The organism is Microbulbifer sp. CAU 1566 (assembly GCF_023156515.1).
Lineage (GTDB): Bacteria > Pseudomonadota > Gammaproteobacteria > Pseudomonadales > Cellvibrionaceae > Microbulbifer.
This window is the reverse complement of the sequence record NZ_JALNMG010000007.1, coordinates 69,748-82,129: the sequence shown is the minus strand read 5'-3', so window position 1 is coordinate 82,129 and position 12,382 is coordinate 69,748. Positions and strand designations below refer to the sequence as shown.

Here is a 12,382-nt window from a genome sequence, read left to right as displayed (position 1 = left end):
CGGAATCTCGTATTAGACGACACAGCATGGAGTAGCGACTGACATGGAGCCCATCAGGCTGGCAGTCAATGGCCGTACCGATATAGGCCAAGTGCGCGAAGAAAACGAAGACAGCATTCACTGCTACAGCGACCCGGATCAGCCGTTTGCCTACGTCGTGGTTGCCGATGGAATGGGCGGCTACAGCGGTGGCGCTACCGCCAGCAAAATTGCTGCTGAGACCCTTAAATTTCAGCTCGACAGCCTGCTCAACGCGACTTTCCTGGCCTGTTCACCAAACCAGCAACAACTGATGTTGCGCGCTGCGCTAGTGGATGCAATCGGTAGTGCCAACCGCAAAATCCTGGAAACCAAACAAACGCGCCCCCAGTTTTCACACATGGGTACCACACTGGTGGTTGCCGTTATATGGCAGGATTTTTTAATCGTCGGTCATATTGGGGATTCACGCGCCTACCTGTGGAATAACTACGGACTTCAGCGTCTCACCCGGGATCACAGTGTGGTGCAGGAAATGATTGATGCCGGCCAACTGACGCCGCAACAGGCACACTCGTCCCAAGTACGCAATCACATCACCCGGGCGCTAGGTGTTTCCGAGCAGGTGGAAGCAACCATCAACAGCTGGACGCTCAAGGAGAGCGCGCTTTTATTGCTCTGCAGCGATGGCCTGACCGAATATCTCAACGACCATACCATCGAGCGAGTGCTGGCAACCTATCGACCAGCCCTTGAGAGTGTTTACCACTTTATCGACGATGCAAATCAGTGCGGTGGACGTGACAATATCAGCGCGGGCATTATCGAATACTGCTGTCGTTCTGATGCTGTGGCGGAATTCTCCGGTGACCCCATAACACTAAAGCCAAAGCACAAGGACGATATTACGGTGCGGAAGCTACAGCGCTAGTCAGCAGTGGCCTCAAGGCATCATGGCCACCCATCAACAGTCTATTTTTGCGAGTAAGCGGCATGACACCGGATCGTCTGGTCGATTTTATTCCTTCGATTCTCCGTGAAATCCATCCACCCCAAATGCCACAGGAATCTGGCGATGCAGTGGCCATTTGCCAGTGGCTGAACAGGCAGCAGTACACAAGTAGTACACCAGTACCAACCGGCATTCGATCACCTCTTTGGCCCCAGCCACCGGCGGTCACCGCCTGCGACGATGCGCTCGCGCAGGCGCCGAATATTCCGCTGCTATTTTTACCTGCCGCACCGGTTCGGCTGTGCAATTTTCCGGGGCACAATGCTCGTGGCGACCTGCTGCCAAGCCTGTCCAACTGTCAGCTCGCTGCCGATCACGTTGTTGCCGCCAATGGTGAGCTGGCCTTTTCCCGGGTCGATTTTGAGATACCTGGTCCATTCACCTTTCGCTGGCAACGCAATTTCCGTCAAAGCTTGGATACCGATGTCGGACTGGGCATTGGCTGGCGACACTCGCTCTGTGAATCCCTGCAATTACCCCAAGCCGGCAGTGAAAATAGCCACAAAGTCATACTGCACGATAGTGAAGGCCGTATCATTGCCTTTGATTTACCGGCGATCGGTCACGGCTGTTTCAATCGCAGCGAACGCCTGTACCTCCTGCGCCAGAGCCTGCACAGCTTCCGCATCAGCAGCTTTAATCAGCCAGACAGAATTTTTCGGGCAGATGGCACCGGTAATACCGCGCCCCTTTGCGAGATCCGCGATGCGTTCGGCAATACCCTTTCGGTGGATTATCACGAGGGCGTGCCCCAGAAAATCGTGACTTCCTGGGGGCGTGTCCTTGAGTGCAACTATGAAGACGGGCAGTTGCGAAGCATCAGCAACGCTCAGGCCGGCAACGACGCTCCCGCTCTTTGTAGTTACGAGTATGACGAGAATAAAAACCTGGTGAGAGCCAGCGATGAAACCAGTTGGGAAGATTACAAGTACCAGGGCGAACAGCTCAGAGGCTTACAAGGCCAACCTGCCGGCCAGCTCGCGTTTGAATACGATAAAATTGACCGCTGCCATCGAGTTCGCCAGGGCTCACTGGAATTCCGATTGCAATGGCAACCTGCCAGGCGTCGTTGCACCCTATCCTGCGATGATCTTCACTCCACCCTGTGGCAGTTCGACACCCGTGGCGATCTGGTTCTGGAGCAGCAACAGGCACGCAGCAAACGCTATCTGTACGATCACTACCGAAACCTGTGCCAGATCATTGATGCCGATGGACAGCGCCGCATTTTTCGCTACGACGAATTCGGCCGGTTATTGAGGAGTACGGTGAATGGTAATCACCATCGCTATATCTACGACAACCTCGGACGCCTGTTAGCCGCAGGGGTGATCGTTGCAACCACGGTCAAAAATGGCGATTCACACACACAAAAATCGGCAACGGCGCGCTGGCAATTTCGCTATGAAGATCACCGGCACCCGGTCAGTATCTCTGATCCCGCTGGCAATCACTGGGCCTGCGATTACGATGAGCGCGGCCAGCTGCGCCAGCTAACCGATCCAGAAGGTGGCCGACTTGTTCTGGACTGGGATGCGCAGTCGCAATTGCGCGCCCTGCAACGAGGTGAACTCTCTATTTCCTGGAATTATGATCAGCAGGGAAACCTCACTCTGCGCGAGAGCAATCAGCAGCCTCTTCAGCGCTGGGAATATTCTGCCGATGGAGCGCTTTGCAGCGCAGAAATCGGCACACAAAAACTTTGCATCAATCGCGATGAACTGCAGCGCCCCTGTGGAATTACACAAGAAAAACATACGCTCCTGCAGTGGCAATATGACGATCGCAACCAGATAAGACACGTCCGCTTTGACAATGCGCCTCCCTGGGACCTGGAATACGACCCCCGGGGTCGCCTGCGGGAAATGCGTACCAATGAGCATATTTTCCACTGGCAATACGACCAATTTGGGCAGCTGGAGCAATTCACACCCGGTGGCGAGCAGCAACGTGAGTGGCAGTACGATCTCTGCGGGCGCGTCACCGAATTTCATGACAGTGACAACCACTGGTATCTGCAATACAGTGAATCCGGACAGCTGGAAGAGATACGCAATAACAGCGGGCAGTTCTGCCGTTTCCATTTCGACAGCTTTGGGCGCCTGTTACAGGCAGCGAACAATCACAGCAACCAACGCTTTCGTTACGACAGTCGTAATCGACTCCTCGCAGAGCACCACGATGTCAACGATGGCGAAAGCCTCAGTATCAATTACGAATTCGACCGCCGCGGCTGGCTGAAGTCGTCCGGCTCTGAACACTTCAATACCGCGTTTACGTTCAGCGCCAGCGGCATGCTGTACGGCCTCGACAGCAATGGTCAGATGGTGCTCCGAATCGAGTGCGAGGAGGCGCAGCAGACCTGGAATTTTGGCCACAACCGTGTGAAAAAAGAGTATCAGTGTGGCGACCAGACAAAAATTTCACTGGGCGACGCCAACCAATGGCAACCCATTGCGCAGGGGTGGCAACTCCCTCGTCCCGCTGTTTATTTCCGCTCCAGGGGTGCTAACGGCTCAGTGGGCACTGAACAATCGGCAAGGGCATTTAAAAATAGCGAAAAACTGGATTTACGCGGCAACATCATCAGCGAAGTCCGCAGCCAAGGTGATGGAGACGCGCAAATACCGGAAATTTCCACAGCAACCGGCAAACATCAGGGGCTTGAATACCATTATCAGTACGATGGCTGGGGTCTGCTGCACAGCGCTGAGTGCGGTGACTTCAAAACCTATTTCCGCTACGACGCTTTCGGGCGACGCCTCAGTAAAACCAGTACACACCGTCGCTCACGACGACAGCGGCGGCTAACCAGCCACTGGTCGGGCCTCGGACTCTGGAGTGAAAACGCCCAGCTCGACGGCAGTAACAACCGGATTCACTATCTGTTACACCCGCAAAGCGCGCTCCCCCTGGCGCGATTGAAAGATGAGGCTATTGCAAACTACTCTACGACTGCGCCAAGCCAAGCGCAGGCGGAAATCAATCCTGCCTCCCGCGCCTCCATCGCGGATAGCTGCCCGCTGCAGACGCAGATGGAGTACTACATCGCCGATGACTTCGGCCACCTGCTGGCGTTACTTGGCGCTCAGGGCAACCTTGTCTGGGAGCGCCAGGGCGGTGGAGAAAATCACAGTCCCGGGAGTTTCCACGGCTGTGCCGGTCTCTACGACAGTGAAACCCAGTTGATATACCGAGATTTCAGCTACTGGCATGCGGCAGATGCCAGCGCGCCGCTGGATGCCGGCCACGACAGGCTCATCTGTCTGCCTCAGGCTTCTCTAAAGAAACCCGCCACGTTTGGCGATAGTCAGCTGCGTGCACTCGCGCCGACCGCCGCCGTCGATCCACTGACGTAGGTGACTTTGGCCGAACCGGAAATCGGCCAAAGTCACATAATCGCAATCAGGCACCATAACTGGTACCTGTGTATCCATTTTTGACGCCCTATCCCCTTCTCCCGGTCGCAGGTTCCGCTAGCATGGTTGCCGCAAGACAGCGCTGTCATTTGTGGTCGAGACAGCGATTCCCTGGGTGCACACCAAATACCCAACACATCCAACAATAAACCTAACAATAAGCAAGGAAACCTTCATGAGACAGACCATATCCCCACTCGACAGGGAATCGCGCCAACACCTCGGCCGCAGCGCCCTCGCCGGTGTCGCAGCGTCAACCTCACTGCCGCTGTTGCTGCTCGCCACCACGCTCTCTTTAAGCAGCAACAGCTTCGCCCACGGCACCATGGAAGTCCCCGAGAGCCGCATTTACAACTGCTTTCTGAACAACCCGGAAAACCCTTCAGACCCCGCCTGTGCCGCAGCCAAGGCCACCAGCGGCAGCCAGCAATTCTACGACTGGAACGAAATCAACCAGGCCAGCGCCGATGGCAACCACCGCGCGCTGGTACCCGACGGCCAGCTCTGCTCCGCCGGGCGCAGTAAATACGCCGGCATGGATCTGGCCCGCAGCGACTGGCAGGCAACCCCGATCACCCCCAAAGCGGACGGCACCTTTGACTTCCGCTTTTACGCCACCGCCCCCCACAGCACACGCGAATGGGTGTTTTACATTACCCGTCAGGGCTATACCGGCAGCGAACCGCTAAAGTGGAGCGACCTGTTTGAATTCTGCCGCCTGGGCAACGAACCCGTAGGTGCTGACAAACGCTATACCCTCACCTGCCCGTTGCCGCAGGTAACTGGTAAGCATGTGATCTACACCACCTGGCAGCGCAACGACAGCACCGAAGCTTTTTATACCTGTACCGATGTCGTACTCGGCGATGGCGGCAGCAGCCCCTGGGCAGACCAGGGCCCACTGGACGCGCAGAATGACCTGGTTGCCAACAGTGTCGTTACCCTGCGGCTGTTTAACAGCGCAGGCAACGACCTGGAAACCCTCAGCTATACCTTGAGCGAAGATGCCACTGGTGCCGATTGGGGTTACGCGTTTTCGCAGATGGTCAACAGCCAGTCCCAGTACGCACGCATCGGTGTTCTGGACCCCAGCAGTGGTGACATTACTGCCGTCAGTGGTGGCAATAATCGTATCTACACGCCGACGGAAATGAGCCTGGCGGTGGAAGTGGATATTGAGACGCCGCAAGGCAACCTGCCCCCGCAGGCGGTGATCACACTGACACCGGACAACCTCAGCGGCGCTGGAAGCGTGAGCCTCTCTGCTACTCAGTCCAGCGACCCTGACAGCGACCCGCTGTCATACAGTTGGACCAGCAGTGCCGGCAGTCTCGGCAGCAGTACCGCCGTGGAAACCGCCCTGCAGCTGGATGCACCCGCCACAGCGCGCACCGTGACCGTTAAACTCACCGTTTCCGATGGCAGCCTGACAAGTACCGCGACGGCGGTTGTCAGCCAGCAACCCGCCTCTACCGGCGGCGGTGACTACGACTACGTCTATCCACAAGGGCTCGGCAACTATGTACCCGGGGAAACCGTGGTTCAGGGAAGCGATGGCAACCGCTATCAGTGCCGCCCATTCCCTCAGGGCCAGTGGTGCAATATCAACAGTGCCTATCACTATGCACCGGGCAGCGGCACCAACTGGGGCGACGCCTGGATCGCGCTGTGACGATACGCCAGCGCGAGTGAGCGCTGGCCATGTCACTCATAAAAGGGTCACCCATAAAAGTGTCACCAATAAAAACGCCCGGGAATTTCCGGGCGTTTTTATTGATCGAGGCTCTTAATCTACGGTCTATCTACCGTCTATGTATCCTCAGCCCACCGCCGGCTCCGGCGACTGGCGTAATGTCAGCATGAACAGCAGAAAAGCCGCCGCGCCGCAGATGGCAATCGCTACTACCAGAACCTGCGGCGTGCCATCAAAAACCGCACCGACGATACCGATGGCCGTCGCCCCCAACATCATCTGCATGGTGCCACCGAGTGCCGCCGCGGTACCCGCAATAGGGCCGTGATCGTCGAGCGACAACACCATGGTGGTCGGTACCACCAGGCCGAGAAACGCATTCCCCAGTAACAGCAGCGCTACCAATACCGCAAAATTATCCACACCACCCAGATTCAGTAGCAGGTTCAAGCCAGCACAGAGTGCGAAACCGAGCACCGCCCATTTGACCACCGCGACACCGCCGAAACGATCACAGAGATTGGCGGCAAACTGACTGGCAACAAAGAAACCCAGAGCATTCAATGCAAACGCAAGACTGAACTGGGTGGGCGTCAATCCGTAATAATCCGTATACAGAAAAGCTGCGATGGACAAAAACGAGAAAAAGCTCGCCATTCCCATACCGCCGATCAGGGTCATCCCCATGAAATAGGAATCCCGCACCAATACCCGGAAAGCATCACCCATGGCAGCCAGGCGCAGGGGAACCCGATCAACCACAGGTAGCGTTTCCGGCAGTGCAAAATAAATCAGCAGCAAACTGGCGACCGTGGCCAGTGCCACCGCATAAAACACCGAAGGCCAGCCGAAGGGGGTCATCAGCAAACTGCCAACCAGCGGCGCCAGCATCGGCGAGATAGATACCACCAGCATGATGGTGGTCATCAAACGCGTGGCTTCACTGCCGGTGTAACGGTCGCGGATGATGGCCCGCGGGATCGACATTACTGCCGCAGCCCCTACCCCCTGTACAAAACGCAGCCCGATCAGCCATTCGATCGTCGGTGCCAATGCACACCCTATCGACGCCACTAAAAATAATCCCAGCCCGAAATACAGGGGCGGCTTGCGCCCGAACATATCCGCTGCCGGGCCGTAGAACAGCTGGCAGACACCAAAGGCAATAAAAAAAGACACCAGAGTGTACTGCGACATGGCCGTCGGCACCCCGTAGTCTTCCGCCATCGCCGGCATTGCCGGCAGGTACATATCGATGGCGAAGGGGCCAACACAACTTAACAGCCCGAGTATCAGGGCCATTTTGATCAAATCAGGTTTCACGAAGCAGATACCTTTCCGTCGTTTATCGCGGGCAGTTTGCACCCAGACTCTTCCCGATTCTAACAGTAGCCACTAGCAGCCGCGCCCCTCGCGGCGGCCATCTGTGAATCAACGTTCACGCTGACTTCCCCCAGAGTCCGAGTCACCTCTACAATATTCACTCACCCAAATTCGAGACCTCCATGGACGAGCCCTTCACCATCGCCGGTGTCACCGTTGCCCGCGGCGAAACCCGCAAAATCGAACTCCCGATAGTGCGCCTGTATACCGATACGGAAATGGCCATTCCCGTATACGTACACCGCGGCAAGAAATCCGGGCCCACCATGTTTGTCTGCGCCGCCATACATGGCGATGAGCTCAATGGGGTTGAAATCATCAGCCGCCTGATCAACAGCAAGGCACTCAAATCCCTGCGCGGTACCCTCATCGCAGTGCCGGTGGTCAATGTCTATGGTGTGCTCCACCAATCCCGCTACCTGCCGGATCGACGGGACCTCAATCGCTCCTTTCCCGGTTCCGCCCGCGGCTCCCTCGCCGGGCGCATGGCCCATATTTTCCTGGAAGAAGTGGTCGCCAAGTGCGACTACGGCATCGACCTGCATACCGGCGCTCTGCACCGCAGTAACCTGCCGCAAATCCGCGCCAACCTCGATGACCAGCAAACCCGGGATATGGCCGCCGCGTTCGGCGTCCCCGTGCTCCTGAACGCCACCTTGCGCGATGGCTCCCTGCGCCAGGCCGCCGCTGATCTGGGCGTGCGCATTCTGCTCTACGAGGCCGGCGAGGCGCTGCGCTTTGATGAGCTGTGTATTCGTGCGGGTGTCCGCGGTGTACTCAATGTTCTTCGGCAACTGCAAATGCTACCGCCGAAGAAAGGCCGCCAGGGCATAGAACCCTTTGTGGCAAGGCGCAGTGGCTGGCTGCGCGCCGGTGACAGCGGCATCGTCAACCACAAGCGACAGCTGGGGGATCATGTAAAGAAAGGGGACACCCTCGCTACCATCGCCGATCTCTACGGCAATGAGCTGGACAAGGTTCTGGCCGACGCCGACGGCATCATTATTGGCAAGCAGAATATCCCCCTGGTGCAGGAGGGAGAGGCGATGTACCACGTGGCCTATTTCCAGGAACCGAACGAGGTGCTGGAAAACCTGGAACTGTTGCAGGATACGCTGCTGCCGGAAGAAAATTTCTGACGCAAACGTTTGCGGTGTGAAGTAACCCGGCCGCCACTGCAACGAAAACAGGGCAGCCAGGGCTACGAAACGAAAGACTTACGGCTTGCGCAGTAACTCCAGAACTTCCTTGCTGGGGAAACCCTGTAGCTCTACCCCGGCACTTTCCTCAAATTTCAGAATCGCTTTGCGGGTCCCACCACCAGCTTTACCGTCAATCTCACCGTCGTAAAAGCCTTTTTCTTTCAACTTGGTTTGCAGCTCAACCACTTCATCGTGATCGAGACGGGTGAAGGGGCGCTTCCAGTCTTTGGCTAAAGGTGCCGCGCCGCCAATCTGATCACCGAGAATCCCGACGGCCGCCGCGTAGCGATCGGAGTTGTTGTAACGCTTGATCACGAAGAAATTCTTCAGCATCAGGAAAGCCGGACCACCGCGGCCCGCGGGAACTTTCAACTCTGCCACGTCATCCGGCCGCGGGAAGGCCTTGCCGCCAACGCGCTTCACACCGAGCTTTTCCCACTCGGAGATTTTCAGCTTTCCTGCCGGCAGCTTGCGATCGGGAATGGTGACCTCGTAACCCCATGTCTGCCCGGAAACCCAACCATTTTTCTTCAGCAGATTGGCCGCGGTAGCCAAGGCATCCGGTACGGAATTCCAGATATCGCGCTTGCCATCCCCGTCCATATCCACCGCATAGGCCTGGTAGCTAGTGGGAATAAACTGGGTGTGGCCCATGGCACCAGCCCAGGAGCCGGTGAGGTGACTCTCATCAATATCGCCACTTTGCAGAATCTTGAGTGCCGCCAACAGCTGGCTGGTACCGAACTTCTTGCGCTTGGGATCCGCGTAGGCAAGGGTCGCCAGTGAGCGGACCACACTGCGCATAACGGTCTGGTTATCCAGAATCGCGCCGAAGCTCGACTCCATAGACCAGATGGCCAGCAGGATATTCGGGTTCACCCCGGACTGCTTCTCGATTTTATCCAGCCACGGCTGCAACTCTTTCTTTTTGGCGCGACCGCGCTGCACCGCGTATTTGGTAATGCGGTTGTCGAAATACTGCCAGGCCGGGGCCGTGAATTCGGGCTGAAAGCTGGCCTTGTCCAGTACCCACTGGTCAGGAGAGTCGATCCCTTTAAAAGCGCGATCAAAAGTTTCGGCGGTAATACCCTCTTTCATCGCGGTTTTTCGAAACTCCTGCTTCCATTTCTCAAACCCCGCATCCGCGGCTGCATTTGCCATCAATGGCACTGAGAGCAGCAGGGCAATAAAAAATGAAAAGAGGTGAAGCCGGGTTGCAGGCGCAGGACCCGATAACTTTCGGCTAGTGGGCAGGGGGGCAAAATGGCCCATAACAACTCCTTGGCAGTAACAGCTCGCACAAGGGTAGAACGGAAGCCAGCCAACGGAAAGGGACGAAAAGCGCCAGTCACTCAGGCTGTGACCGGCCCGACACTCTTTTCCTCTTGTAACGCAGGAACAACCGGTGTCATCAGCCCGCGGGCGGTATCACATAAAAGAGCACCGCAAAGAAGTGCAGCACACCGCCCGCCAGTACGAACAAGTGCCAGATGGCGTGGGAAAAGCGCAAACTTTTCCACAGGTAAAACGCGATACCCCCGGTGTAACAGAGGCCACCCAACACCAAAAGCCACAGGCCACCTGGCTCCAGGTTGTCCATCAACGGTTTGATGGCAGCAATCACCACCCACCCCATCAGGGCACTGAGTGTGATGGACAGCGCGCGGTATTTTTTCAGCGGCGTAAACTGGATAACCAGGCCAATCAATGCCAGTCCCCAGATAACCCCGAACAGGGACCAGCCCCAGGGGCCGCGCAGAGTCACCAGGGTGAACGGCGTATAGGTTCCGGCAATCAGCAGAAAAATGGATGAGTGATCCAGGGTGCGCAGCACCTGCTTGGCACCGGCATGGGTAACACTGTGGTACAGGGTAGAGGCAGAAAAACACAGAATCAGGGTCGCCGCGTAAATACTGCTGCTGACAATGTGCCAGGCATCCCCTCGCAGCGCGGCGAACGCACACAGTACTCCCAGCCCGGCAATCGCCAGCAGGGCACCAACACCGTGGGTGACGCTATTGGCGATCTCTTCCGCAAAACTGTAGCGATTGCTGGTGGGCAGGCTGCTGGACATAGTCGAATCCCAAATTGGACATGGCCACCAGTATGGCAGACTTTTGTGACCACGAATTGAATTACGGTTTCATGATCAGCATTTGCACAGCCAGAGGCAAGCACACTTTGGGACTGACGAGTTTTGGAATGCGATCGGATGATTGAGGGAAGCGGTTGATAGAGAGAGGCGGGGGATTCGAAGAAGACCTGAGGGGAGACGCGAGAGGAATCAGGGTAGAACAGAAACGAGGCACCGGCGGGTTGCGCCGGTACCTTGCTTTGCGAGAGGAATATCAGACGCTGGCGTTGTGGATACCCATTTCGCACAGTGCTGAAGATTCGCGCACAATGGTCTGCACCCGGTCCGGGCCAGTGGAAATGATATCGATGGGCGCACCCACCAGCTCTTCGATACGGGCGATGTAGTTGCGCGCTGCCTGGGGCAGCTCCGCTTCACGGCGCACGCCGAAGGTGGTGTCGCTCCACCCCGGCATGGATTCGTATACCGGCTCTACGCCTTCCCAGCCTGCGGCATCAAAGGGCACCGGTACCTCTTCGCCGGCGGCATTGCGGTAACCCACACAGATTTTCACTTCTTCCAGACCATCCAGCACGTCCAGCTTGGTCAGGCACAATCCGGAAATACTGTTGATTCGGATGGCATGGCGAACAGCAACCGCATCGAACCAGCCGGTACGACGCTGGCGACCCGTGGTGGCACCAAACTCGTGGCCCTTTTCACCCAGGTGACGACCCACATCGCAATCCAGCTCGGTGGGGAATGGGCCACCGCCGACGCGGGTGGTGTAGGCCTTGGTAATACCCAGTACGTAGTCCAGGTACAGGGGGCCAAAACCGGAACCAGTGGCGGTACCGCCGGCGGTGGTGTTGGACGAGGTAACGAACGGGTAGGTACCGTGGTCGATATCCAGCAGGGAACCCTGGGCACCTTCAAACAGGATGTGCTCGCCGTTTTCACGGGCCTTGTGCAGGTGATCCGCCACGTCGGTGATCATGGGTACCAGTTCTTCGCGCCAGGTTTCCGCCAGCTTGAGGGTGTCCTCGTAGCTGACCGGGTCGACCTTGTAATATTGGGTCAGCGCGAAATTGTGGTATTCCAGCAATTCTTTCAGCTGCGCACAGAAGTTGTCCCAGTTGCACAGATCGCCCAGACGCAGACCGCGACGGGCCACTTTGTCTTCATAGGCAGGACCGATACCGCGGCCAGTGGTGCCGATAGCCTTGTCACCGCGGGCCTTTTCCCGCGCCTGGTCCAGAGCCACGTGCACCGGCAGGATCAGCGGACAGGCCGGGGACAGACGCAGGCGCTTGCGCACGGGCACACCAGCAGCTTCCAGCCCGGCCATTTCTTTCAGCAGGGCTTCCGGAGACAGCACCACGCCGTTGCCGATCAGGCAGGTTACGTCCGGGCGCAGCACACCGGAAGGAATCAGGTGCAGTACGGTTTTCTCACCGTTGATCACCAGAGTGTGGCCGGCGTTGTGACCGCCCTGGAAGCGGACTACCAGTGCGACTTTCTCCGTCAGCAAGTCGACAATCTTGCCCTTGCCCTCGTCGCCCCACTGGGTGCCCAGCACCACTACATTCTTGCCCATGTGCGTAAATCTCGTGTCGTCAG

General features: G+C 57.3%; 8 protein-coding genes. 4 read left to right on the top strand and 4 right to left on the bottom strand.

Annotated elements, in window-relative coordinates; genetic code table 11:
- The first annotated feature begins 43 nt into the window (after positions 1 to 43).
- The 3 genes from M0G74_RS16445 to M0G74_RS16435 all read left to right on the top strand — a co-directional run bounded on the left by M0G74_RS16445 (position 44) and on the right by M0G74_RS16435 (position 6,082).
- Positions 44 to 910, top strand: a complete 867-nt coding sequence (locus M0G74_RS16445) for a Stp1/IreP family PP2C-type Ser/Thr phosphatase (RefSeq protein WP_248219678.1) — start codon at positions 44 to 46, stop codon at positions 908 to 910.
- A 62-nt stretch (positions 911 to 972) separates the two neighbouring features.
- Positions 973 to 4,350, top strand: coding sequence for a DUF6531 domain-containing protein (locus M0G74_RS16440; protein WP_248219676.1), 3,378 nt, complete (start codon positions 973 to 975; stop codon positions 4,348 to 4,350).
- 235 nt (positions 4,351 to 4,585) lie between these two features.
- A complete protein-coding gene (locus M0G74_RS16435; protein ID WP_248219675.1) occupies positions 4,586 to 6,082 on the top strand; it encodes a lytic polysaccharide monooxygenase in 1,497 nt (498 codons plus the stop codon).
- Between the two features lie 147 nt (positions 6,083 to 6,229).
- On the opposite strand, the gene M0G74_RS16430 is transcribed toward M0G74_RS16435, so the two are convergent.
- Positions 6,230 to 7,426: a multidrug effflux MFS transporter gene (locus tag M0G74_RS16430; protein WP_248219673.1), complete on the bottom strand. Its 1,197-nt coding sequence runs from the start codon at positions 7,424 to 7,426 to the stop codon at positions 6,230 to 6,232.
- A gap of 182 nt (positions 7,427 to 7,608) precedes the next feature.
- On the opposite strand from M0G74_RS16430, the gene M0G74_RS16425 reads away from it, so the two are divergent.
- Positions 7,609 to 8,625, top strand: a complete 1,017-nt coding sequence (locus M0G74_RS16425; protein WP_160151662.1) for a succinylglutamate desuccinylase/aspartoacylase family protein — start codon at positions 7,609 to 7,611, stop codon at positions 8,623 to 8,625.
- A gap of 78 nt (positions 8,626 to 8,703) precedes the next feature.
- Here M0G74_RS16425 and M0G74_RS16420 read toward each other — a convergent pair whose 3' ends face one another.
- From M0G74_RS16420 to M0G74_RS16410, 3 genes are all read right to left on the bottom strand, one after another.
- On the bottom strand, positions 8,704 to 9,849 hold the full coding sequence (locus M0G74_RS16420) for a lytic murein transglycosylase (RefSeq protein ID WP_248219671.1): 1,146 nt from the start codon (positions 9,847 to 9,849) through the stop codon (positions 8,704 to 8,706).
- Positions 9,850 to 10,099: 250 nt separating this feature from the next.
- The gene (locus M0G74_RS16415; RefSeq protein WP_248219669.1) at positions 10,100 to 10,762 is read right to left on the bottom strand and encodes a hemolysin III family protein; all 663 of its coding nucleotides are present in this window, start codon (positions 10,760 to 10,762) and stop codon (positions 10,100 to 10,102) included.
- Positions 10,763 to 11,036: 274 nt separating this feature from the next.
- Positions 11,037 to 12,359: an adenylosuccinate synthase gene (locus M0G74_RS16410; protein ID WP_160151665.1), complete on the bottom strand. Its 1,323-nt coding sequence runs from the start codon at positions 12,357 to 12,359 to the stop codon at positions 11,037 to 11,039.
- Positions 12,360 to 12,382 lie beyond the last annotated feature (23 nt).